This window comes from Agrobacterium sp. ST15.13.013 (assembly GCF_027956525.1).
In the GTDB taxonomy this organism is placed as follows: domain Bacteria; phylum Pseudomonadota; class Alphaproteobacteria; order Rhizobiales; family Rhizobiaceae; genus Agrobacterium; species Agrobacterium salinitolerans.
Genome location: NZ_JAQKGP010000027.1, coordinates 1 through 22,731 on the forward strand (window position 1 = coordinate 1; position 22,731 = coordinate 22,731).

The window sequence follows — 22,731 nt, forward strand, 5'->3', positions numbered from 1 at the left end:
AATTGTCAAAAAACAGACCACACTAAGCAGTCAATCAATCAATCCCCCAAGGCTCAAAACCCCGGAAACAAACAAGCATTCAGCTCATCTTCTTGATTTATTTAGAACGAAAGACTTCGTCGCCAGCAGCGCCGCCGCCCTCGTTCAGTGAGCGGACTTATAAGAGAACCACACCAAACAAGTCAACACACCTATCGTCAAAAAACTGACATTTTTATCAAACTATTGATTTTATTAGGTAGTTTCGTGAAGCGAAGCGAAAACAAGCGAAAGAGACGGAATCTTCCGACATTTCGCCACGCGCCCAATGCCTGCTTCTCCGGTCTTGACTGCAAATAGCGCGCAAGGAACCGTGACTTTAACGACGGAGCATTTGCCTGCTCCTTACATACGGCTGTCAAAGTGCGGGACGGTGCATTAGAAACGGCATATGAGACGCTTAAACACCACCCCAGAGCCGCAGGCCTGTTTGCATGACTAGAATGCCCGTTCCTATAAAGACCGAGTTGCCCGAACTTCCCGTGAGTGCCGTTCTCGGCGATATCGCCGAGGCTCTGGCCGGGGCGAAGCGCGCAGTTCTTTCGGCTCCACCGGGCGCGGGTAAAACGACGCTGGTGCCGCTTCATCTTTTGCAGCAGGACTGGCGGGGTGACGGCAAGATCATTCTTCTCGAACCGCGCCGGCTCGCCGCGCGTGCCGCAGCCGGGCGCATGGCCGAACTGCTTCACGAGGATGTCGGGCAAACCGTCGGCTACCGCATGCGGCTCGACAATCGCATCTCCTCGAAAACACGCGTCGAAGTGGTGACCGAAGGCGTGTTTGCCCGCATGGTCCTGGACGATCCTGAACTTGCCGGCGTTTCGACGGTGATTTTCGACGAGTTTCACGAGCGTTCGCTCGACGGCGATTTCGGACTGGCGCTAGCGCTTGATGTGCAGGGTGGGTTGCGCGACGATCTGCGTATCCTCGTCATGTCCGCCACGCTCGATGTCGAACGCATCAGCACGCTCATGGCAGACGCCCCGATCATTCAGAGCCTTGGGCGGACGTTTCCAATCGACGTCCGTTATGAGGATCGTTGGCAGGGCGTGCCGATTGAAGAGAAAGTTACCAAGGCGATCACTGAGGTCCATGGGTCGGAAAACGGCTCCATCCTCGCCTTTCTGCCGGGACAGTCGGAAATTACCCGAACGGCCGTACGGCTGGAGGGACGTTTTCCCGCAGATACGGATATCATCCCGCTTTACGGCAACCTTTCGCAGAAGGAGCAGGATGCGGCGATAAAGCCGGCGCCGGCCGGACGACGCAAGATCGTGCTTGCCACCTCGATTGCGGAGACCTCGATTACCATCGATGGCGTGCGTGTGGTGATCGACAGCGGATTGCAGCGACTACCTGTCTTCGAGCCCGCAACGGGAATCACGAGGCTGGAGACGTTGCGGGTGTCGCGCGCTTCCGCCGACCAGCGGGCGGGACGCGCCGGGCGAACGGAACCCGGTGTTGCGATCCGCCTGTGGCATCCGGGGCAGACGGCGGCGCTCCACGCCTTCACGCCACCGCAAATTCTGGCAAGCGATCTTGCCGGCCTTGTGCTCGATCTCGCCCATTGGGGTGTTCAGGATCCCTCTTCTCTTGCCTTTCTGGATATGCCCCCCGAAGCCGCACTTAAAGAATCGATGGCGCTTCTCAAAAATCTGGGCGCGCTCGACAAAGTCGGAGCGCTGACGCAGCGCGGCCATTTGATGCGCGGCCTTTCGTTGCCGCCACGGCTGGCGGCCATGGTGATTGCGGCGGCAAGCGAAGGCGCGGGGAAGAAGGCGGCGATGCTCGCCGTCATGCTGACGGAACAGGGGCTCGGCGGAAACGACATCGATCTAGATGAAAGGCTGCGGCGCTTTCTTTCCGACAGGAGCGAAAGGGCGCAGGCGGCGCGCAAGCTGGCATCGAGGCTGTTTGACGCGATCGGCGACAAAACGGCGGCAGCCGAATTGCCGAGCGGGGCCGGTCCGCTGCTGCTGCACGCCTATCCGGACAGGATCGCGCTTCAGCGCGGCGCGCGGGGACGGTATGTGATGGCCAACGGGCGTGGCGCAGAGCTTGCAGAGACAGAACGGCTGGCGGCGAGCAAAATGCTGGTGGTTGCCGATATTACCGGACGAGCGGCGCAGCCGCGCATCCTTGCCGCGGCAGGCATAGACAGGACCGATATGGAGGAGCGAATGCCGCACCTCATCGTTCAGCAGGACCAGCTGCTTTTCGACAAGGCGAGCGGCCAGGCCCGCGCGCGAAAGGTGACACGGCTTGGCGCCATCATCCTCGATGAGACACCCCTCCCCCGTCCCGAGGGTGAACAGGCGGCACAGGCGCTCGCCAATGGCGTTCGGGAATTCGGCATCGGCATCCTTCCTTTTTCGAAAGAGACGCTGCAGTTGCGCGACAGGATCGGTTTTCTGAACGCCAGTATCGGGGAGCCCTGGCCAGATGTCAGCGAAGAGGCGTTGCTTTCGCGGCTGGAAGAGTGGTTCGTCCCTTTTCAGAACGGCGCGCGTAGCCTGCAGGACATTCGACCCGGCAGCCTCTCCGAAGGGATCCTGTCTCTGGTGCCGCATGAGGTAGCGCGCGATCTCGCCAAGTTGGCGCCGACGCATTTCGAAGCACCGACGGGCCAGCGGCATCCCATCCGTTACGACGCCAGCGAACCGACGCTTTCCATTCGCGTGCAGGAACTTTTCGGCTTGAGAGCTCACCCGACCATTGCGCAGGGGCGGTTGCCGCTGCTCTTGGAATTGACCTCGCCGGCGCACAGGCCGATACAGACGACACGCGATCTTCCGGGCTTCTGGTCGGGGTCCTGGAAGGATGTGCGGGCGGATATGCGCGGGCGTTATCCACGCCATCCATGGCCGGAGGACCCGGCATCGGCCCTGCCGACTAGCCGCGCGAAACCGCGCGGGACGTGATGATGAGGGACAGGGTAAAGGAGATGACGGTGGCTGGCCATTCTATCGAAACCACGAGGCTCGGCCGCGCCAGCCGCAGGATAAGGTTGCAGACAATCGTCTGGCTGCGCTGGCTGGCGGTTGCGGGACAGACGGCGACGATCCTGCTTGTCGCCTTCGGATTCAATTTTCCCCTGCCGCTTTTGGCCTGCAGCCTATTGATTGCGGCGCTGGCTCTTGCAAATCTGTTTCTCACCGCTCGTTTTCCCTCCACCTATCGTCTGGAGCCCTGGGAAGCGACATTGCTTCTGGCCTTCGACCTGCTGCAATTGACGGCGCTCATTTACATCACCGGCGGACTTTCCAATCCCTTCGCGCCGCTGATCTGCGTGCAGGTCATCATTGCGTTTGCCTCCCAGCCGTTACGGCATTCGCTTATTCTTCTTGGCTTTGCCATCATCTGCTCGACCGCAATCGCCTTTTCACCCTTTCCGGTTCCGTGGTATCCCGGCGAGGTTTTGCCGATCCAGCTTCTGCTGCATGTCGGCACCTGGGTCGCGATCATCGCCACAACCTCTTTTGCGGCCTTTTATGCCTATCGCGTTTCGCATGAGGCAAACCAGCTGGCGGATGCGCTGGCTGCAACGGAGCTGGTGCTGGAGCGGGAAAAACATCTCTCGCAGCTGGACGGGCTGGCGGCGGCGGCGGCGCACGAGCTCGGCACGCCGCTCGCAACAATCAGCGTTGTCGCGAAGGAGATGGAGCGGGAACTTGGACACGACGAAAAATTTGGCGAAGATATAGCGCTGCTGCGCAGCCAGAGCGAAAGATGCCGCGATATTCTGCGCCGGCTCACCTCTCTTTCCACCGACAACGAAGAACATATGCGCCGCCTGCCGCTCTCCTCGCTGATCGAGGAGGTGATGGCGCCGCACCGGGAATTCGGCATCCGCCTCGAACTCGTTGAAAAGAACAATCGCGCCGACGAACCTGTCGGTATCCGCAATGCCGGTATCATCTACGGTCTTGGCAACCTCATTGAAAACGGCGTGGATTATGCGCGGGAAAAGGTGACCGTAACCGTGGATTACGATCAGCAGAACGTCGCCGTCATCATTGAAGACGACGGGCCGGGTTACGCCCATGACGTGCTTGCGCGCATCGGCGAACCCTATGTGACCGAACGTCACAACGACACACGGGCGGGCGGGCTCGGGCTTGGGCTTTTCATCGCCAAGACCCTGCTGGAGCGCTCCGGCGCCAGTGTCACTTTTGAAAATCGTGGCACAAGCGAAAAGGGAGCAAGGGTGACAATCGTCTGGCCTCGAGCGCTTATGGACGATAAAAGAAGCCGTTGACTTTACCATCCACGTTGAAGCGGCGATAAGAAGAAGAAAACAAAGCCGACGAAGTTGCCGGAAGGCCGCAAACATGAAGACAGACGACGAGAACAACTCTACCAGCGCGCCAACGGACGACGGCGATCCGATCGGACCCGACAGATCGCTGCTGATTGTCGATGATGACGGCCCGTTTTTGCGCCGGCTTGCCCGGGCAATGGAAACACGCGGCTTTGCCGTCGATACGGCCGAGACGGTGAGCGACGGCATTGCCCGCTCCAGGGCTGCGCCGCCGAAGTATGCGGTGGTCGATCTGAGGCTTGCGGATGGCAACGGTCTGGAAGTCATCGAGGCAATCAGGCAGAACCGGGACGATACGCAGATCGTGGTTCTGACCGGCTATGGCAATATTGCAACCGCCGTTACCGCCGTGAAACTCGGAGCGCTGGACTATCTGGCAAAGCCCGCCGATGCGGACGATGTGTTCAATGCGCTGACGCAGCGCAAGGGTGAAAAGACCGAAGTTCCCGAAAATCCCATGTCGGCAGACCGGGTTCGGTGGGAGCATATTCAGCGCGTTTATGAAATGTGCGAGCGAAACGTTTCGGAAACAGCGCGCCGGCTCAACATGCATCGGCGCACCTTGCAGCGCATTCTCGCGAAACGTGCCCCAAAGTAACGGTATTATTCGCCGAAGCTGCGCCCGGTTGTCCATTCCGCCAGCATCAGCCGGGTCGCAGCGGTTCTCGAAAAATCCAACATCACCGATTTGCGGGTCGCCGGCGGCAATTTATGTTCCGGCGCATCGCGCAGCACGTGGGCACCATATCCATCCGACAGGATCAGCCCGCATTCCTCCGGGAATATATCGGTCGGAACCTCTGGATGGGTGGCGAAGAACAGTCGGTCGCAATGCAGGCGATAGTCCGGCCATTTGCGATCCACACGGAAATCCTCGATGGAGGATTTGATTTCGATGATCCAGATTTCACCCTTGACCGACAGACTGATGAGATCGGCCCGTCGCCCGCTTGCAAGCGGCAACTCCGGCAGCACCGAATGGCGCATTTCGTGCAGAAGCACCTGAACGCCGCGGCGCACCAGCATCGCCTTGTCCGACTGGCGGCCGTCGATTAACGGATTATTGTTGGTAACGGAAAGAATAGTCATGGATAAAGGCTGCTGAAGCGTTTGGCCCATTGTTGCAAAAAGGCAATCAACCGGCAATATTAAAGGCGCAACCACCTCGCGGCGGCGCAACGGCTTGCCAAGAGCGGCTGAATGGAAAATAACCGATTTATCCAATTAAGCCTACTCCTTCGCACAATTTGGCGAATTTTCCGCGAGAACAACATGCGCATCCGTACCCCATTGACCGCACTCGGTCTGACGGCAGCACTGGCTCTGGCCGGCTGCGCCGAAACGACCTCCCAATCCTCCACTCCGACCTCCGGCAAGATCGCAGCGTCAGTACCGGTTGCCGATCCCGTTCCGGCGAAGGTCGAAACGGTCCAGATCTTCAACGATGTGTACGGTCCCGTGACCGATGCGGGCTATGCGCTGCCGGCCATTCCGATCAATCGCGTGAATGAGAAGTACCGTCGCCAGATCGTCGAGTTCCAGACTTCGGAGCGCCCTGGCACCATCATCGTCAATACGCGCGATCGCTACCTCTATTACATCCTGTCCGGCAACCGTGCGGTTCGTTACGGCATCGGCGTCGGCAAGGCGGGTTTTGCCTGGGCCGGTGAAGCCTATGTCGCTTGGAAGCAGGAATGGCCGATGTGGCATCCGCCGAAGGAAATGGCCGACCGCAAGCCGGAAGTGGCGAAATATGTCGAGGCCGGCATGGGCCCGGGCCTTTCCAACCCGCTCGGCGCGCGCGCCATGTATCTCTTCAACGAAAAGGGACAGGACACGCTGTTCCGCATCCACGGTTCGCCCGAGTGGGCTTCTATCGGCACCGCGGCCTCTTCCGGCTGCATCCGCATGATCAACCAGGATGTGATCGATCTCTATAGCCGCGTCCGTCCCGGACGCAGCACGAAAGTGGTCGTTATCCAGTAAAGATCAGATACCGGATAAGAAAAAGCCGCCGTGGATATCCCCGGCGGCTTTTTTGTTTCTCAGGACTGCTGACGGTTTCAGGCTGCCTGTTTGGCCTTCAGTTCCAGACGACGGCGGTGCAGAACAGGTTCGGTGTAACCATTAGGCTGTTCGCGACCCTTCAGCACCAGTTCGACAGCCGCCTGAAATGCCACCGATCCATCGAAGTCGGATGCCATCGGCAGATAGGCCGGATCACCCGCATTCTGCGTATCGACCACGGCAGCCATGCGCTTCATGGTCTCGACGATCTGCCCCTCTGTCACCACACCATGGCGCAGCCAGTTCGCCATGTGCTGCGCGGAAATTCGAAGCGTGGCGCGGTCCTCCATCAGCCCGATATCGTTGATATCGGGCACCTTGGAGCAGCCGACGCCCTGATCGACCCAGCGCACGACATAGCCGAGAATACCCTGCGCATTGTTGTCGAGTTCGCGCTGGATTTCTTCCGGTGTCCAATTGGGACGCGGCGCGACCGGCACCGACAGAATATCGGAGAGCTTTGCACGGCCGCGGCTTTTCAACCCCTCCTGCACCGAAGCGACATCGACCTTGTGATAGTGCGTGGCGTGCAGAGTCGCCGCCGTCGGCGAAGGCACCCAGGCGGTATTGGCGCCAGCCTTGGGGTGCGCGATCTTCTGCTCCAGCATGGCCGCCATCAGATCCGGCATGGCCCACATGCCCTTGCCGATCTGCGCATGGCCGGAAAGGCCACATTCGAGGCCGATATCAACGTTCCAGTTCTCGTAAGCGGCGATCCACGCCGCCTGCTTCATATCGCCCTTGCGGATCATCGGACCTGCTTCCATCGAGGTGTGGATTTCGTCGCCCGTGCGGTCGAGAAAGCCCGTATTGATGAAGACGACGCGATCCTTTGCGGCGCGGATGCTTTCCTTGAGGTTGACCGTGGTGCGGCGCTCCTCATCCATGATGCCCATTTTCATGGTGTTCGGCGCCATGCCGACAAGCTGTTCGACCCGGCTGAAGATTTCGTTGGCGAAGGCCACTTCCTCCGGCCCGTGCATCTTCGGCTTGACGACATACATCGAGCCGGCGCGGGAATTCTGACGCCGCCCGGATGGACCGACATCATAAAGGGCGATCAGCGCCGTGACGACAGCATCCATGATGCCTTCCGGCACCTCGCGGCCCTCCCTGTCGAGGATCGCCGGATTGGTCATGAGATGACCGACATTGCGCACCAGCATCAGGGACCGACCCGGCAGTGTAAGCGCAGAGCCATTGGGAGCGGCGTAATAGCGATCCGGGTTTAGGCTGCGGGTGAAGGTCTTGCCGCCCTTTGATACTTCTTCAGTCAGGTCACCGCGCATCAGGCCAAGCCAGTTGCCATAAACCAGCACCTTGTCTTCGGCGTCGACGGCGGCAACCGAATCCTCACAATCCATGATGGTCGTGAGGGCGGATTCGAGAATGACATCTGAGATTCCCGCCTTGTCACCCTTGCCGATTTCGGTCGTGGGATCGATGACGATTTCGGTGTGCAAACCATTCTTGCCGAGCAGGATCGTTGCAGGCTTTGCCGCTTCGCCGCTGAAACCCTTGAACTGGGCTGCATCCTTGAGGCCAGTCCTGGCGTCGCCGATGGCAAGCTGCAACAGGCCATCCTCGGTCTTGAAACCGGTCACCTCGGACCAGCTTCCCGTCTCCAGCGGAGCGGATTCATCGAGGAAATTTCGCGCCCAGGCAATGACCTTTTCACCGCGCTTCGGATTGTACCCCCTGCCCTTCTCCGCACCGTCGGCGTCAGAAATGGCATCCGTGCCATAAAGCGCATCATAAAGCGAACCCCAGCGGGCATTGGCCGCATTCAGCGCATAGCGCGCATTCATGACCGGAACGACGAGCTGCGGGCCGGCAACGGCAGCTATTTCTGGGTCGACATTGCTGGTTTCCACCTGGAAGCCCGGGCCTTCCGGCAGCAGATAGCCGATGTCCTTCAGAAAGCCCTCATAGGCGTCAAAGTCTGCCGGCGCGCCATTCTGCCGATACCAGCCATCCAGCTTTTCCTGCAGGGCGTCGCGCTTTGCAAGCAATTCGCGGTTCTTCGGAGAAAGCTCGTGAACAATGGTCGAAAAACCTTCAAAGAACGCTTCGTTGTCCAGACCCGTGCCTGGCAGAACATCGTCTGTCAAAAAGGCATAAAGCCTGTCATCGATGGAAAGACCGAATTTATTCGTGCGGCTCACATGCGCCTCCTTTATTCTGAAGGCACAGATTGGACGCGGAGGCGGTCGCTCGTCAATTGCGGCGGACAGCCAAATATTATTTCCATTTTGGAAACAATGTGGGCGATCGTCGCCTTTTTCTACAAAAGCGCCTGCAGATCCTTGATGCGATCATTCACCAGCCAGCCATAATAATTTTCTTCCGGCAACAGAGGCTGCTCCCCGCCTGAAGCGCGCTGGCGATTTTTCTGGGCAAGGATGGTAGCGCGCTGCTGAGATCCGCCGACATTATAAAGCGTCGAGGTCACACCCGGATTCTTCGAAATATCCATGTCGGCAATCGATCTATAGTCGTCGATAGACTTGCGGATGGACGCCGCCATGAAAGCGAGCGACCGGTCAGGGTCCATGATGGCGGTATAGACGGCAGCGGCGTCGTTCTCATCCAGCTTCTCATAGCCGGACGTTCTCGACACCATATCGGACAACATCAGCGCCGTCAGCGGGTTGATCTGACCGAGGCCGAAGGTCTGGCCGGCATAGAAGGGCTGGAAAAACACGGCGCTGAAGCGATTGTTCGGGTAGGCGACGCCATCAACCGTCCTGCCGCGGAAGTTGTCTTCCCAGACATCTTCCCGACAGTTCCAGAGGCTGTAGGAATCCCTTTTCGACTGGCATTTTGCAAATTGCGAATGCGTGAGGAACTGCGCGATGGTTTCGTCCTTGTAGCCGAAACGAAAGCTGTTGCCCGCATAAGAAGCAGCCTTGACGTAATAGGACTGCAGTCGGTCATAAGCGTCGACATTATAGGTATGTTCGCCAACGATCGCGCCGATCATATGGATCGGATCGATGCCGTAGCGCCCGGCCGTCGACTTGATCTTGGCGATTAGAGCTTTGTCGGAGGACAAGAGGTCGATGACCTTCTGGTATTTGCGCTCGAAAGAGGTGTTGGACGCTTTTGTTCTTTTTGCAGAAGCGCCGGGAACGCCGGGCTGTTCGGCATTGCGATTGCCTGGCGGAACGACCGTCGCGGCTTCGACGTAAGAAGACGCGGTGACGGTGAACGTCAAAGCAGCGGCAAATGCCAGAAGAGTTTTGCGCACGAGCGAATGCCTTTTCTCAAGCCTGCGGCTTCCGCCAGCGAAAGGTGCTGGGAAAACCGGACCATTCCACGAAAGCGGTTCCAACCGGAATGCAGCCCTTCCCATAAACAAAATGCGGGCTGAATGCGAGACAAGGCGGATAAAATAAAAGAGTGCGGCAAATATGGCCGCACTCTTCTTTCGGTCTCGCTTAAATCTTTAGAGAATGTAACGCGACAAATCCGTATCGGCGGCGAGATCGCCGACATGTTTTTTCACGTATTCCTGATCGATCTTGACGGCGGAGCCACCACGGTCCGGTGCGTTGAAGGAAATCTCGTCCAGAACACGCTCCATCACCGTTTGCAGACGGCGCGCACCGATGTTCTCGACCGACGAGTTGAGATGAACGGCGACATCGGCCAGCGCATCGATGGCGTCATCGGTGAAATCGAGATCGAGTTCTTCCGTTGCCATCAGCGCCTTATACTGGCGGATGAGGCTTGCTTCCGTCTCGGTCAGGATACGGCGGAAATCCTCCTTCGTCAGCGGCTTCAGCTCGACGCGGATCGGCAGGCGGCCCTGAAGTTCGGGAAGGAGGTCCGAAGGCTTTGCCACATGGAAGGCGCCCGAGGCGATGAAGAGAACGTGGTCGGTTTTGACAGGCCCGTATTTCGTCGAAACCGTCGTGCCTTCGACAAGCGGCAGCAAATCGCGCTGCACACCTTCGCGGGACACGCCGGCGCCCATGCCGCCATCGCGGGCGGCGATCTTGTCAATCTCGTCAAGGAAGACAATGCCGTCATTTTCGACCGATTTCACCGCCTCGCGCTGGATCATTTCATTGTCGAGCAGCTTGTCGGATTCGTCGCGGATAAGATCGGCATAGGATTTGGACACTGTCGTGCGCACCTTCTTGGTGCGTCCGCCCATGGCCTTGCCGAACATTTCCGACAGGTTGAGCACGCCGATATTGGCGCCCGGCATGCCGGGAATTTCGAAACCGGGCATGCCCGAGCCGCTATCGGTCACTTCGATATCGATTTCCTTGTCGTCCAATTCGCCGTCGCGCAGCTTCTTGCGGAAGTTCTCACGGGTGCCCGGCGATGCCGTTGCGCCCACCAGTGCGTCAAGCACGCGCTCTTCGGCGCTCTGATGCGCCTTGGCCTGCACTTCGGCGCGCTTCTTTTCGCGCACGAGGCCGATGCCGATCTCGACCAGATCGCGGATGATCTGTTCGACGTCGCGGCCGACATAGCCTACTTCGGTGAACTTCGTGGCTTCGACCTTGATAAAGGGCGCGCCGGCGAGCTTCGCGAGACGGCGCGAAATCTCCGTCTTGCCGACACCGGTCGGCCCGATCATCAGAATATTTTTCGGCATGACTTCGTCGCGCAGGCTCTCATCGAGCTGCTGGCGACGCCAGCGGTTGCGCAGCGCAATTGCGACCGCACGTTTGGCATCATGCTGGCCGATGATGTGGCGGTCGAGTTCCGAGACGATTTCCCGGGGAGAAAAAGTGGTCATTCTATCCTCTCGGCTTTCCTGTTCCGGCCGGCCATTCCGGCCCGGCCCACAGGACCCTTTGGTGAGAAATGGTGTGAGAAACAGGCTTATTCGGCGTCGAGGGTTTCGACGACGAGACTGTGGTTGGTATAAACGCAGATATCGGCGGCGATATCGAGCGACTGGCGCGCCACCTCTTCAGCCGATTTGTCCGTATCCATCATGGCGCGGGCGGCTGCGAAGGCATAGTTGCCGCCGGAGCCGATGGCGATTGTGCCATGTTCCGGTTCCAGCACATCACCATTGCCGGTGATGGCGAGCGTGGTCGATTTGTCAGCCACCAGCATCATCGCTTCGAGATTGCGCAGATATTTATCCGTGCGCCAGTCCTTCGCGAGCTCCACGGCTGCGCGCATCAACTGGCCGGGATATTGCTCGAGTTTCTTTTCGAGACGGTCGAGCAATGTAAAAGCATCCGCCGTCGCGCCGGCAAAACCGGCAATCACCTCACCCTTGCCGATACGGCGAACCTTGCGGGCATTGCCCTTCATGACGGTCTGGCCAAGGCTTACCTGCCCGTCGCCAGCCATGACGACCTTGCCGCCCTTTCTGACTGTAATGATTGTTGTCATCAAACACCTGTCTGCCCTGCCGGGCCTGGGGTTAACGGGCCGGGTTGCGGCCCTTTTCGGGTTCTATGTAAGTCTGGTTTTTCCGATTGCAATCATCGGGATCACACCGGGTTTTCCGCAAGTCGGCCAAGACGATGGAACAACTGGATATTTGTGTCCCGTGCTGATAAGGAACGGCAACATTTTCACGGAGCGGCCAAAATGGCAGAACGTAAAGGCGAGATTATCCGCAAGACCAACGAAACCTCGGTTTCGGTGCGTGTGGATATCGACGGCACCGGCAAATCGAAAATTTCCACCGGCGTGGGATTTTTCGACCATATGCTGGAGCAGTTGAGCCGCCATTCGCTTATAGACATGGACATCGAGGTTCAGGGCGACCTGCATATCGATGACCACCACACCGTGGAAGATACCGGCATCGCCATCGGTCAGGCTATTGCCAAGGCCTTGGGCGACCGGCGCGGCATTACCCGTTACGCCTCGCTCGATCTTGCGATGGACGAGACGATGACCAAGGCCGCCGTCGATATTTCCGGCCGGCCCTTCCTGGTCTGGAACGTCAATTTTTCCGCGCCGAAGATCGGCACGTTCGATACCGAACTGGTGCGCGAGTTCTTCCAGGCGCTCGCGCAGAATGCCGGCATTACGCTGCATATCCTGAACCATTACGGCGCCAACAACCATCATATCGCCGAAACGTGCTTCAAGGCCGTTGCCCGCGTTCTTCGTACGGCAACCGAGATCGACCCCCGGCAGGCAGGCCGCGTTCCCTCGACGAAGGGTATGCTGGCCTGACGCCAAAGCGTCAGGAAGCCCATGACAAGCTATCTCGTTCTGGAAGCCCCCAACGGGCCGGACAGGAACCACAAGACGACCCGCTTCATTGCCGATCGTTTCGTCTGGCTGGCTCTCATTGCGCCATGGTTATGGCTTGCGATTAACCGGCTGTGGCTGGCGGCGGCTATCGTCGTCATCGCCCTCGTCGCGGCCGGGCAGGCCTCGATGTTAGCCGGATTCGAACCAATCGGCATTCTGTGCAATTTTGCCATCGGGATTATCACGGCGCTGGAGGGTCGCGATTTTCTCGTCCGGCACCTGATGCGCAAAGGCTGGACGCTGACGTCAGTCGTTTCCGCCCCTGATCTTTCGAGTGCCGAAGACATATATTTCTCCGGTCTATCCGAGAATCCTGGCGTGACAGAACAGCTGTCCCAGCCAGTCTGGACCCCTTCGCCGCAAAAGAGCGGCGGCAAAAACTTCGTCAACGATCCCGCCGGATCGTTTCTTTTCGACTTGAATGGAAGGCGCTGACATGCGTGTCGCGATTATCGACTACGGTTCGGGCAACCTGCGTTCGGCCACCAAAGCTTTCGAGCGTGCCGCCCGCGAAGCCGGCATCGATGCAACTATCGACCTGACCGACAGGCCGGATCATGTCGCCTCGGCGGACCGCATCGTGCTGCCGGGTGTCGGCGCCTATGCGGATTGCAGCGCCGGTCTTGACGCCGTTCCCGGAATGCATGACGCACTCATCGAAGCCGTGGAGAAAAAGGCCCATCCCTTCCTCGGCATCTGCGTCGGCATGCAGCTCATGTCCTCGCGCGGGCTGGAAAAGACTGTCAGCAAGGGCCTTGGCTGGATTGAAGGCGATGTCGTGGAAATGACGCCGTCCGATCCGGGCCTTAAGATTCCGCAGATCGGCTGGAACACGCTGGAAATCCGCCACGCCCACCCGCTGTTCGACGACATCAAGACAGGCGCTGACGGGTTGCACGCCTATTTCGTGCATTCCTATCATCTGGCGGCCAAGCATTCGGCAGACGTCATCGCCACTACCAATTACGGTGGCGCGATGACGGCTTTTGTCGGCCGCGACAATATGGCGGGCGCGCAGTTCCACCCGGAAAAAAGCCAGACGCTCGGCCTTGCCCTGATTTCAAATTTCCTGCGCTGGAAGCCCTGACATGATTCTTTTCCCCGCAATCGATCTCAAAGACGGTGAGTGCGTGCGCCTGAAACTCGGCGATATGGACCAGGCAACCGTCTACAATACCGATCCCGGCGCGCAGGCGAAAGCCTTCGAGGATCAGGGCTTCGAATGGCTGCATGTCGTCGATCTCAACGGCGCCTTTGCCGGCCAGACCGTGAATGGCGAGGCTGTCGATGCCATTCTCAAAGCCACGAAAAACCCGGTGCAGCTGGGCGGCGGCATCCGCACGCTCGATCATATCGAGGCCTGGCTGAGCCGCGGTCTTGCCCGTGTCATTCTCGGCACGGTGGCAGTTCGCGATCCGGTTCTGGTCATTGAGGCTTGCAAACGTTTCCCCGGCCAGGTCGCCGTCGGCATCGACGCCAAGGGCGGCAAGGTTGCCGTTGAAGGCTGGGCGGAGGCCTCCGAACTCGGTGTGATCGAGCTTGCCAAACGTTTCGAAGGTGCCGGTGTCGCAGCCATCATCTATACCGACATCGATCGCGATGGCATTCTGGCCGGCATCAACTGGGCTTCGACGCTGGAACTGGCGAGTGCCGTCTCCATCCCGGTCATCGCCTCCGGCGGCCTTGCCTCCATCGACGACATCAAGCGCATGCTGCAGCCGGATGCCGCAAAGCTCGAGGGTGCGATTTCCGGCCGCGCGCTTTATGACGGTCGCATCGACCCGAGCGAGGCGCTCGCCCTCATCAAGGCTGCGAAGGAGGCACGTGCATGACCCTCAAAGCCCGCATTATTCCTTGCCTCGACGTGAAAGATGGCCGTGTGGTCAAGGGCGTGAACTTCGTTGATCTGATCGATGCCGGCGATCCGGTCGAGGCGGCGAAAGCCTACGATGCGGCGGGAGCGGATGAACTCTGCTTTCTCGACATCACCGCATCCTCGGACAATCGCGACACGATCTTCGACGTGGTTTCTCGCACTGCGGACCATTGTTTCATGCCGGTGACCGTTGGCGGCGGGGTCCGCAGCGTCGCGGATATTCGCAAGCTGCTCCTCTGCGGCGCAGACAAGGTCTCGATCAACTCCGCAGCCGTCAAGGATCCCGACTTCGTTGCGCAGGCGGCCGACAAGTTCGGCAACCAGTGCATCGTCGTTTCCATCGACGCCAAGCGGGTTTCCAAAGATGGGGAAGCTGGCCGCTGGGAAATTTTTACCCATGGCGGACGCCAGCCTACGGGCATCGATGCCGTGGAATTTGCCATCAAGATGGTTGAACGGGGTGCCGGCGAATTGCTTGTCACCTCGATGGATCGCGACGGCACCAAAAGCGGTTACGATATCGGCCTGACACGCAGCATTGCCGATCAGGTTCGCGTGCCGGTCATCGCCTCTGGCGGCGTCGGTACGCTTGATGATCTGGTGGCGGGCGTTCGTGACGGCCATGCAACCGCTGTGCTTGCCGCCTCCATCTTCCACTTCGGCACCTATTCGATCGGCGAAGCGAAGCGCTATATGGCCGAGCATGGCATCGCCATGCGTCTCGACTGATTGCAGGATTTCCTATGAGCGCATTTTCCCTTTCCGACCTGGAGCGCATTGTCGCAACCCGCGCCGCCGCATCTCCTGATGAATCCTGGACAGCCAAGCTGGTTGCTGCCGGCCAGGAGCGCGCGGCGAAAAAACTCGGCGAAGAGGCGGTGGAGACCGTTATCGCGGCCATCGCGAAAGATCGTGATGGGCTGAAAAACGAGGCCGCCGATCTGCTTTACCATCTGCTTGTCGTGCTGAAGATTGCCGATATTCCGCTCACGGACGTTTTTGCAGAGCTGGAACGCCGCACAGGCCAGACCGGCCTTGCGGAAAAGGCGGCGAGGCCGACATCATGAATGTCACGGCAGGCAGCGGGGAGAGAGGCATGCCAGGCACACTCGATCATTTTCGTGCGGACGAATATTCGCCCTATCACTTCTTCAGTTCCGAAGAATGGGCAAAGTTTCGCGCCGACACGCCACTGACACTTTCCGCCGACGAGGTGAAGCGACTGCGCTCGCTGGATGACCCGATCGATCTGGATGAAGTGCGGCGCATCTACCTGTCGCTGTCGCGCCTGCTCTCTTCGCATGTCGAGGCGTCGCAGCTACTGTTTGAACAGCGCAACCGCTTTCTCAACATGGCTGATGTCAACAAGACGCCCTTTGTCATCGGCATCGCCGGTTCCGTCGCGGTCGGCAAATCCACGACGGCGCGTATTCTAAAAGAGCTTCTGGCCCGCTGGCCTTCCAGCCCCAAGGTCGATCTCATTACCACAGACGGATTTCTCTATCCGAACGAGGTGCTGCGGCGGGAAAACCTGATGGAGCGCAAGGGCTTTCCGGAAAGCTACGATATCGGCGCGCTGCTGCGTTTTCTTTCGGCGATCAAGGCAGGCCAGCCGAATGTGAAAGCCCCACGTTATTCGCACCTGACCTATGACGTGTTGCCGAACGAATTCACCGTCATCGACCAGCCGGATATCCTGATCTTCGAAGGCATCAACGTACTGCAATCGCGCGACCTGCCGGCGGGTGGGCGGATCGTGCCGATCGTTTCCGACTTTTTCGATTTTTCGATTTATATCGATGCCGACGAGGACTTCATTCACAACTGGTATGTGAACCGGTTCATGAATCTGAGACAGACTGCCTTCCGCGACCCGAATTCATTCTTCAACCGTTATGCGTCGATCAGCGAAGAGGCAGCGCTCAGCATTGCCGAAGGGCTCTGGCAGAACATCAACCTGAAGAACCTGCGCCAGAACATCGTGCCGACGCGCCCGCGCGCCGATCTCATCCTTCGCAAGGGCAAGAACCACCTGATCGACACGGTAGCGCTTCGCAAGCTGTGAAGATGCCGCGCATAGCGGCACCTTCGGCGGTTAAATCCGCTATTATGCAAGCTCAGGAATACGCAGGACCTGTCCGGGATAAATCTTGTCGGGATGCGTCAGCATCGGCTTGTTGGCTTCGAAGATGATGTTGTTCTTCGCGCCATTTGCCTTGCCATACTGGGCTTCCGCAATCTTCCAGAGATTGTCGCCCTTCTTGACCGTGTAGAAGACGGGTTCTTTCGCGGGCGCGTCAGTCACTTTCAGCTCGCCAGCCTCGACCTTGGAAATGCCGAGCGTATTGCCGACCGCGATGACCGCCTTTTCGAAAACCGACTGATCGGCTACTTCGCCCTTCAGAACGACCTTGTCGTCCACCACTTCGACCTGAACCTTGTCCGTGCCGAGATCGTGGGAAGCGAGTTCCTTCTTGACAGCTTCGACATCAGGGGCATCGTCACCGCCGATACCGAGCTTCTTTCCCGCTTCCTTGATGAAATTGAACAGACCCATAGCACCCTCCTTGGTTGTAGGGAGGCTTACCAGACGATATTTGAAGCTCTATGACAAGGGCGAAACATTTGGCCCTTATTCGCCCGAGGGCTTGCCGCGCATTTTCTTGATATCGGAGCGGCCAGACTTCGCCTTGAGGCGGCGCTCAACCGACCCCTTGGTGGGCTTGGTGGCCTTGCGCACCGGCGGCGGAGGGGCGGCAGCTTCGAGAATCATTTCCTTCAGCCGCTCGCGGGCGTCTTCGCGATTGCGTTCCTGACTGCGAAACCGGCTTGCCTCCATCATCAGCACACCATCTTTCGACACACGCCTGCCACCGAGGCGCAGTGCATTGGTCTTTACCCGATCCGGAAGGGAGGGCGAATTTGCAATGTCGAAAAACAGCTGAACCGCCGTCGAGACCTTGTTGACGTTCTGGCCGCCCGGCCCGCCGGCCAGCACGAATTGCTCCGTCAGTTCCCAGCCGGCAATGGTGATGCGGTTATTGATGTAAAGCGGGTCGCTGGCCATGTTTTCTCTCCGCGCCGGTGATGCCATAGATCGCGAAAAATGAAAACAGCGGAGCAAACGAAAGAACCCGGCACAAGGCCGGGTCCGCTCCTCCTCACAAATGAGGCTTTATTATTCAGCCGCGAGCAAAAGGCCCGGCGCTGCGTCGCGCACCTTGCTGTCGACATGATCTTCGAACTTGGTGAAGTTCGAAACGAACATCGACACCAGCTTCTTCGCCTGCGCGTCGTAAGCTGCGCCATCGGCCCAGGTGGAACGCGGATCAAGGATCGCACCATCGACGCCGTCGAGCGACAGCGGCACGGCGAAACCGAAATTCGCATCGGTACGGAATTGCGCGTTCTTCAGGTCGCCGGTAAGTGCGGCGGTCAGCAGCGCGCGCGTTGCCTTGATGGGCATACGCTTGCCGATGCCATAGGCACCGCCGGTCCAGCCGGTATTGACCAGCCAGCAATCGACGCCATGCTTGCCGATCAGCTCACGCAGCAGATTGCCGTATTCCGCCGGGTGGCGCGGCATGAAGGGTGCACCGAAGCAGGTGGAGAAGGTGGCTTCCGGCTCGGTCACGCCCTTTTCCGTACCGGCAACCTTGGCGGTGTAACCGGAGAGGAAGTGGTACATGGCCTGTTCCGGCGTCAGACGCGCGATCGGCGGCAGCACGCCGAAGGCATCTGCCGTCAGCATGATGATCGTCTTCGGATGGCCGGCAATGCCCGTTTCCGATGCATTTGGAATGAAGTGCAGCGGATAGGCGCTGCGGGTGTTTTCCGTCAGCGAATTGTCGTTGAAATCGGGAACCCGGCTTTCATCCAGCACGACGTTTTCGAGAACCGTGCCGAAACGATTGGTCGCGGCGTAGATTTCCGGCTCGGCCTCGGACGAAAGCTTGATCGCCTTGGCGTAGCAGCCGCCTTCGAAATTGAAGATGCCGTGTTCGCCCCAGCCATGTTCGTCATCGCCGATCAGCGTGCGCGCCGGGTCGGCGGAGAGCGTGGTCTTACCGGTGCCGGAGAGGCCGAAGAACACGGCGGAGTCACCCTCAGGACCGACATTGGCCGAGCAATGCATCGGCATCACGCCTTTGGCCGGCAGCAGGTAGTTCAGCACCGTGAAAACCGACTTCTTGTTTTCACCGGCATAGGAGGTGCCGCCGATGAGGACGAGGCCCTTGGTCAGATCGCAGGCGATGACCGTTTCCGTGCGAACGCCGTGACGGGCCGGATCAGCCTTGAAGCTTGGCAGGTTGATGATGGTGAGCTTCTGGCTGAAGCCCGAAAGCGTCTCCCGCTTCGGCCGGATCAGCAGATTGCGGATGAACAGCGAATGCCAGGCAAGCTCGGTGACGACGCGGGTCGGCAGCGCATTTTCCTCATCGGCGCCGCCGATCAGGTCCTGCACGTAAAGCGTCTTGCCGGCGGCATGGGCCAGCATGTCCTGACGCAGCAGCTCGAAATTTTCCGGCGACAGCGGCTTGTTGTTGTCCCACCAGATTGTGTTTTCCGTGGAAGCATCACGAACGACGAATTTGTCCTTGGGCGAGCGGCCCGTATGCTGGCCGGTGACGGCACGCAGCGCACCATCGATGGTCAGTTCGGCTTCACCGTTGCGGATAGCGTGTTCGTATAATTCGCTCTCGTTGAGGTTATAAAAGACGCGGGAGGCCTCGCCCAGTCCGAGTTCCGCAACTCCATTGGCAGGATTATGAACCCCAAGCTCGTTCATGACGCGTTCCTTGTAAATGACGATAAGGCCGTTGAAATTTTCACGGAAAATACGTGGCAGCTTTTGGAAACGCAAGAGCCTGACTTTAAAAAACTTAGTGATTTCAATATATTAATCGATTTAAAAGATTTTATTTCTTTTTAAATCGGTTGAAGACGCATTAAAATCCAGCTGCGGCCTTTTTGCAAAATCCGCTCCCGCCTCACTGGCGATTTCGGGGCGAGTTTTCCTTTGCCACAATTTGTTCCACCTTTATACTCAAGAGAGTGGCTCGCGGCGCACAACCTTGGCTGGGTGAATGTCGGGAGTTACGAGAAAATGACGATGGAGACCAACTACATGCAGACGATCGCGCTTGTCGACGACGACCGGAATATTCTGACTTCGGTATCGATCGCGCTCGAAGCCGAAGGCTACCGGGTCGAAACGTATACGGACGGCGCCTCCGCGCTTGACGGGCTGATCGCCCGCCCGCCGCAGCTCGCCATTTTCGATATTAAGATGCCACGCATGGACGGCATGGAGCTTCTGCGGCGTCTTCGTCAGAAGTCGGATCTGCCGGTTATCTTCCTCACCTCCAAGGATGAAGAGATCGACGAATTGTTCGGCCTGAAGATGGGCGCGGACGACTTCATCACGAAACCCTTCTCGCAGCGTCTTCTGGTGGAACGCGTCAAAGCCATCCTGCGCCGCGCCAGCAGCCGCGAAGCGTCTGCTGCAACCGGCAGCGTGCTGAAGCCGACCGCCGATCAGCAGGCGCGCACGCTGGAGCGCGGGCAGCTCGCCATGGACCAGGAACGCCACACCTGCACCTGGAAGGGTGAGCCGGTGACGCTGACGGTCACCGAATTCCTCATCCTGCATTCGCTGGCGCAGCGACCGGGCGTGGTGAAAAGCCGCGACGCGCTGATGGATGCCGCCTATGACGAACAGGTCTATGTGGACGACCGCACCATCGACAGCCATATCAAGCGCCTTCGCAAGAAGTTCAAACTGGTCGATGGCGACTTCGATATGATTGAAACGCTTTATGGCGTAGGATATCGCTTCCGCGAAGCGGCTTGAAGAAGCCGACTCACGCAGAAGGGACCGCCCGATAAGGGGCGGTGAGGACTTGAATACGTGTTGAAGAAAACGCCGGAAACCGTCTCGGACAGTGACGATGCCGAAGAACGCGGCAGCGAACGCCGCCATCGTATCCATCCGTTGACGATCATCCGGCGCATCTTCGGCAATGCGGTGTTTTCCAGCCTCACGCGCCGCATCCTTTTTTTCAACGTCGCGGCGACGGTGGTTCTGGTCGGCGGCATTCTCTATCTCAACCAGTTCCGCGAGGGGCTGATCGACGCGCGCGTGGAAAGCCTGTTGACGCAGGGCGAGATCATCGCCGGCGCTGTCTCCGCTTCCGCCTCGGTCGATACCAACTCGATCACCATCAATCCGGAAAAGCTGCTCGAATTGCAGGCGGGGCAGAGCATCACCCCTGCCCCCAATGACGAGGACTTGAGTTTCCCGATCAATCCGGAGCGGGTCGCACCTGTGCTGCGGCGGCTGATTTCGCCGACGCGCACCCGTGCGCGGCTGTTCGATGCCGACGCCAACCTCCTGCTCGATTCCCGTCATCTTTATTCGCGCGGTCAGGTGCTGCGTTTCGACCTGCCGCCGGTAACACCGGAGACGCAAAGCTGGGGCGACTGGTTCACCAGCATGTTCAACCGCATGCTGCAGCCGAGCAGCCTGCCGCAATATAAGGAAGCGCCCGGCGGCGACGGTTCGATCTATCCCGAAGTGATGAATGCGTTGACCGGCGTGCGCGGCGCGGTCGTGCGTGTCACGGAAAAGGGCGAGCTGATTGTTTCCGTGGCCGTACCGGTGCAGCGCTTCCGGGCCGTGCTCGGCGTTCTGCTGCTTTCTACGCAAGCGGGCGACATCGACAAGATCGTGCATGCGGAGCGCCTTGCCATCATGCGCGTCTTCGGCATCGCGACGCTGGTCAATATCGTCCTGTCGCTGCTCCTCTCCTCCACCATCGCCACGCCGCTTCGGCGGCTTTCGGCGGCTGCAATCCGCGTGCGCCGCGGGGCGAGAACCCGCGAGGAAATACCGGATTTCTCGGCGCGTCAGGATGAGATCGGCAATCTTTCGATTGCGTTGCGTGAAATGACGACGGCGCTTTACGACCGTATCGACGCCATCGAAAGCTTCGCCGCCGATGTCAGCCATGAGCTCAAGAACCCGCTGACCTCGCTGCGCAGCGCCGTGGAAACCCTGCCGCGCGCCAAGACCGAAGAGTCCAAACAGCGCCTGACCGAAATCATCTTCCACGATGTGCGCCGTCTCGACCGCCTGATCAGCGACATTTCGGATGCGTCGCGGCTCGATGCCGAACTGGCGCGCGCCGACGCCTCTCCGCTCGATCTCGATGTGCTGATGAAGGGTCTGGTGGATATATCCCGCCAGATAAGCACCAAGAAGAAAAGTGTGACGATCGACTATGTCATCGACCGGAAAGCGGGCGCAAAGACCTCCTTCGTGGTGAATGGTCACGATCTGCGTATCGGTCAGATCGTCACCAACCTCATCGAGAATGCGCGATCCTTCGTTGCCGAGGAAAGCGGCCGCATTACCGTGCGCCTCTCCCGTCAAAAGGATCGTTGCATCGTGCAGGTGGAGGACAACGGGCCCGGCATTCAGGCAGAAGACATCGACCGGATTTTCGAGCGCTTCTACACAGACCGGCCGGCGAGCGAAGGGTTCGGACAGAATTCCGGCCTTGGCCTTTCCATCAGCCGCCAGATCGCGGAAGCCCATGGTGGCAGTCTGCGGGCGGAGAACGTAGTCGACAAATATGGCGTGATTTCCGGCGCGCGCTTCACCCTGTCGCTGCCGGCGGCCGAAACCCATGACCGCTGAACGCTTCAACCTGCACGCCACCGCCATCACCGTTCAAAACACCGGCATTCTTTTCGTCGGACCGTCGGGCAGCGGCAAAAGCGAACTTGCCTTCAGCTTTCTAACGGAGGCCGAACGCTGCGGATTGCCGGCGGCGCTGATCGCGGACGATCAGATTTTCGTGTATCGCGATGGCGACAACATCATTGGCGAGCGGCCGGACGCCATCGCCGGCCTGCTGGAATTGCGCGGCAGCGGCATCGTTTCCATCAGAAGCGTTGCGCGCGCTCCACTACATTTTGCCGTCACGACAGTTCTTTCAGGGACAAATCCAAGACTTCCCGAAGATGACGAGAGGTTTTCCCTGCCCTGCGGCGGGCATATCCGGCTTCTGCGCATTCCGCTTTCCAGCCTGACGCCCTATGGAAAATTTGCTGCACTTGCTCAGAATCTTTTTAAAACGAATGTGAAGTGACGATGATTCGGGCGATTTTAGGCTTG

Annotated in this window: 22 protein-coding genes; 14 read left to right on the forward strand and 8 right to left on the reverse strand. The window is 59.0% G+C overall.

Annotated elements, in window-relative coordinates; translation table 11 throughout:
- Nucleotides 1–473 precede the first annotated feature (473 nt).
- The 3 genes from hrpB (at nt 474) to PL597_RS21625 (ending at nt 4,958) form a co-directional block, all read left to right on the forward strand.
- Nucleotides 474–2,960 carry an ATP-dependent helicase HrpB gene (gene hrpB / locus PL597_RS21615; protein WP_271366210.1) on the forward strand — a complete coding sequence of 829 codons (2,487 nt, stop codon included), beginning with the start codon at nt 474–476 and terminating at the stop codon, nt 2,958–2,960.
- 29 nt (nt 2,961–2,989) lie between these two features.
- Complete coding sequence (gene actS / locus PL597_RS21620) at nt 2,990–4,297, forward strand: two-component system sensor histidine kinase ActS (protein ID WP_077984990.1); 1,308 nt, start codon at nt 2,990–2,992, stop codon at nt 4,295–4,297.
- Nucleotides 4,298–4,370: 73 nt separating this feature from the next.
- Nucleotides 4,371–4,958 carry an ActR/PrrA/RegA family redox response regulator transcription factor gene (locus PL597_RS21625; protein ID WP_077984988.1) on the forward strand — a complete coding sequence of 196 codons (588 nt, stop codon included), beginning with the start codon at nt 4,371–4,373 and terminating at the stop codon, nt 4,956–4,958.
- Between the two features lie 5 nt (nt 4,959–4,963).
- Here the strand turns inward: PL597_RS21625 and PL597_RS21630 are convergent, their stop codons facing one another.
- On the reverse strand, nt 4,964–5,449 hold the full coding sequence (locus PL597_RS21630; RefSeq protein WP_077984991.1) for an MmcB family DNA repair protein: 486 nt from the start codon (nt 5,447–5,449) through the stop codon (nt 4,964–4,966).
- A 183-nt stretch (nt 5,450–5,632) separates the two neighbouring features.
- Between PL597_RS21630 and PL597_RS21635 the strand changes: the two genes are divergently transcribed.
- Nucleotides 5,633–6,346 (forward strand): L,D-transpeptidase, encoded by a 714-nt coding sequence (locus PL597_RS21635; protein ID WP_077984989.1) that lies wholly within the window; start codon nt 5,633–5,635, stop codon nt 6,344–6,346.
- Between the two features lie 77 nt (nt 6,347–6,423).
- Here the strand turns inward: PL597_RS21635 and PL597_RS21640 are convergent, their stop codons facing one another.
- From PL597_RS21640 to hslV, 4 genes are all read right to left on the reverse strand, one after another.
- On the reverse strand, nt 6,424–8,592 hold the full coding sequence (locus tag PL597_RS21640; protein WP_269825242.1) for a malate synthase G: 2,169 nt from the start codon (nt 8,590–8,592) through the stop codon (nt 6,424–6,426).
- Nucleotides 8,593–8,711: 119 nt separating this feature from the next.
- Nucleotides 8,712–9,677, reverse strand: a complete 966-nt coding sequence (locus tag PL597_RS21645; protein WP_077983726.1) for a DUF1402 family protein — start codon at nt 9,675–9,677, stop codon at nt 8,712–8,714.
- Between the two features lie 198 nt (nt 9,678–9,875).
- A complete protein-coding gene (gene hslU, locus PL597_RS21650) occupies nt 9,876–11,183 on the reverse strand; it encodes an ATP-dependent protease ATPase subunit HslU (RefSeq protein WP_077983707.1) in 1,308 nt (435 codons plus the stop codon).
- Between the two features lie 86 nt (nt 11,184–11,269).
- Entirely contained in the window at nt 11,270–11,794 is a 525-nt protein-coding gene (hslV, locus tag PL597_RS21655; RefSeq protein WP_271366212.1) for an ATP-dependent protease subunit HslV, read from the reverse strand.
- A 201-nt stretch (nt 11,795–11,995) separates the two neighbouring features.
- Here hslV and hisB point away from each other — a divergent pair, with 201 nt between their 5' ends.
- Genes hisB through coaA form a run of 7 tightly spaced genes read left to right on the forward strand, consistent with a single transcriptional unit; the run spans nt 11,996 to nt 16,614 of the window.
- Entirely contained in the window at nt 11,996–12,592 is a 597-nt protein-coding gene (hisB, locus tag PL597_RS21660) for an imidazoleglycerol-phosphate dehydratase HisB (RefSeq protein ID WP_077983705.1), read from the forward strand.
- A gap of 21 nt (nt 12,593–12,613) precedes the next feature.
- Complete coding sequence (locus PL597_RS21665) at nt 12,614–13,108, forward strand: DUF2628 domain-containing protein (protein WP_137412390.1); 495 nt, start codon at nt 12,614–12,616, stop codon at nt 13,106–13,108.
- 1 nt (nt 13,109) lies between these two features.
- Entirely contained in the window at nt 13,110–13,760 is a 651-nt protein-coding gene (gene hisH, locus PL597_RS21670) for an imidazole glycerol phosphate synthase subunit HisH (protein WP_271366213.1), read from the forward strand.
- Nucleotide 13,761: 1 nt separating this feature from the next.
- Nucleotides 13,762–14,505, forward strand: coding sequence for a 1-(5-phosphoribosyl)-5-[(5-phosphoribosylamino)methylideneamino]imidazole-4-carboxamide isomerase (gene hisA, locus PL597_RS21675; RefSeq protein ID WP_271366215.1), 744 nt, complete (start codon nt 13,762–13,764; stop codon nt 14,503–14,505).
- Entirely contained in the window at nt 14,502–15,278 is a 777-nt protein-coding gene (hisF, locus tag PL597_RS21680) for an imidazole glycerol phosphate synthase subunit HisF (protein WP_271366216.1), read from the forward strand. Before hisA ends, hisF begins: the two co-directional genes overlap by 4 nt.
- Nucleotides 15,279–15,292: 14 nt before the next feature.
- The gene (locus PL597_RS21685) at nt 15,293–15,616 is read left to right on the forward strand and encodes a phosphoribosyl-ATP diphosphatase (protein ID WP_142912866.1); all 324 of its coding nucleotides are present in this window, start codon (nt 15,293–15,295) and stop codon (nt 15,614–15,616) included.
- Nucleotides 15,613–16,614, forward strand: coding sequence for a type I pantothenate kinase (gene coaA / locus PL597_RS21690; RefSeq protein ID WP_271366218.1), 1,002 nt, complete (start codon nt 15,613–15,615; stop codon nt 16,612–16,614). The genes PL597_RS21685 and coaA overlap by 4 nt, the downstream gene beginning before the upstream one ends.
- Nucleotides 16,615–16,656: 42 nt before the next feature.
- On the opposite strand, the gene lysM is transcribed toward coaA, so the two are convergent.
- The 3 genes from lysM to PL597_RS21705 all read right to left on the reverse strand — a co-directional run bounded on the left by lysM (nt 16,657) and on the right by PL597_RS21705 (nt 19,338).
- Nucleotides 16,657–17,106, reverse strand: coding sequence for a peptidoglycan-binding protein LysM (gene lysM / locus PL597_RS21695; RefSeq protein WP_080792060.1), 450 nt, complete (start codon nt 17,104–17,106; stop codon nt 16,657–16,659).
- Nucleotides 17,107–17,181: 75 nt separating this feature from the next.
- Complete coding sequence (gene arfB / locus PL597_RS21700) at nt 17,182–17,616, reverse strand: alternative ribosome rescue aminoacyl-tRNA hydrolase ArfB (RefSeq protein ID WP_269825248.1); 435 nt, start codon at nt 17,614–17,616, stop codon at nt 17,182–17,184.
- A gap of 111 nt (nt 17,617–17,727) precedes the next feature.
- Nucleotides 17,728–19,338 (reverse strand): phosphoenolpyruvate carboxykinase, encoded by a 1,611-nt coding sequence (locus PL597_RS21705; protein WP_230060831.1) that lies wholly within the window; start codon nt 19,336–19,338, stop codon nt 17,728–17,730.
- 339 nt (nt 19,339–19,677) lie between these two features.
- Here PL597_RS21705 and chvI point away from each other — a divergent pair, with 339 nt between their 5' ends.
- Genes chvI through PL597_RS21720 form a run of 3 tightly spaced genes read left to right on the forward strand, consistent with a single transcriptional unit; the run spans nt 19,678 to nt 22,705 of the window.
- Nucleotides 19,678–20,403, forward strand: coding sequence for a two-component system response regulator ChvI (gene chvI / locus PL597_RS21710; RefSeq protein ID WP_003505377.1), 726 nt, complete (start codon nt 19,678–19,680; stop codon nt 20,401–20,403).
- A gap of 57 nt (nt 20,404–20,460) precedes the next feature.
- Entirely contained in the window at nt 20,461–22,251 is a 1,791-nt protein-coding gene (chvG, locus tag PL597_RS21715) for a two-component system sensor histidine kinase ChvG (RefSeq protein ID WP_142912869.1), read from the forward strand.
- Nucleotides 22,241–22,705 (forward strand): HPr kinase/phosphorylase, encoded by a 465-nt coding sequence (locus tag PL597_RS21720; protein ID WP_269825250.1) that lies wholly within the window; start codon nt 22,241–22,243, stop codon nt 22,703–22,705. The genes chvG and PL597_RS21720 overlap by 11 nt, the downstream gene beginning before the upstream one ends.
- Nucleotides 22,706–22,731: the final 26 nt, after the last annotated feature.

Excerpts from the sequence above, each read along its gene's own strand:
- hisH (WP_271366213.1), top strand. The coding sequence starts at position 13,110 with ATGCGTGTCGCGATTATCGACTACGGTTCGGGCAACCTGCGTTCGGCC.
- PL597_RS21685 (WP_142912866.1), top strand. The coding sequence starts at position 15,293 with ATGAGCGCATTTTCCCTTTCCGACCTGGAGCGCATTGTCGCAACCCGC.
- chvI (WP_003505377.1), top strand. The coding sequence starts at position 19,678 with ATGCAGACGATCGCGCTTGTCGACGACGACCGGAATATTCTGACTTCG.
- hisB (WP_077983705.1), top strand. The coding sequence starts at position 11,996 with ATGGCAGAACGTAAAGGCGAGATTATCCGCAAGACCAACGAAACCTCG.
- PL597_RS21720 (WP_269825250.1), top strand. The coding sequence starts at position 22,241 with ATGACCGCTGAACGCTTCAACCTGCACGCCACCGCCATCACCGTTCAA.
- PL597_RS21635 (WP_077984989.1), top strand. The coding sequence starts at position 5,633 with ATGCGCATCCGTACCCCATTGACCGCACTCGGTCTGACGGCAGCACTG.
- PL597_RS21665 (WP_137412390.1), top strand. The coding sequence starts at position 12,614 with ATGACAAGCTATCTCGTTCTGGAAGCCCCCAACGGGCCGGACAGGAAC.
- arfB (WP_269825248.1), bottom strand. The coding sequence starts at position 17,616 with ATGGCCAGCGACCCGCTTTACATCAATAACCGCATCACCATTGCCGGC.
- lysM (WP_080792060.1), bottom strand. The coding sequence starts at position 17,106 with ATGGGTCTGTTCAATTTCATCAAGGAAGCGGGAAAGAAGCTCGGTATC.
- hisA (WP_271366215.1), top strand. The coding sequence starts at position 13,762 with ATGATTCTTTTCCCCGCAATCGATCTCAAAGACGGTGAGTGCGTGCGC.
- coaA (WP_271366218.1), top strand. The coding sequence starts at position 15,613 with ATGAATGTCACGGCAGGCAGCGGGGAGAGAGGCATGCCAGGCACACTC.
- hslV (WP_271366212.1), bottom strand. The coding sequence starts at position 11,794 with ATGACAACAATCATTACAGTCAGAAAGGGCGGCAAGGTCGTCATGGCT.
- PL597_RS21630 (WP_077984991.1), bottom strand. The coding sequence starts at position 5,449 with ATGACTATTCTTTCCGTTACCAACAATAATCCGTTAATCGACGGCCGC.
- PL597_RS21705 (WP_230060831.1), bottom strand. The coding sequence starts at position 19,338 with ATGAACGAGCTTGGGGTTCATAATCCTGCCAATGGAGTTGCGGAACTC.
- hslU (WP_077983707.1), bottom strand. The coding sequence starts at position 11,183 with ATGACCACTTTTTCTCCCCGGGAAATCGTCTCGGAACTCGACCGCCAC.
- hrpB (WP_271366210.1), top strand. The coding sequence starts at position 474 with ATGACTAGAATGCCCGTTCCTATAAAGACCGAGTTGCCCGAACTTCCC.
- PL597_RS21625 (WP_077984988.1), top strand. The coding sequence starts at position 4,371 with ATGAAGACAGACGACGAGAACAACTCTACCAGCGCGCCAACGGACGAC.
- hisF (WP_271366216.1), top strand. The coding sequence starts at position 14,502 with ATGACCCTCAAAGCCCGCATTATTCCTTGCCTCGACGTGAAAGATGGC.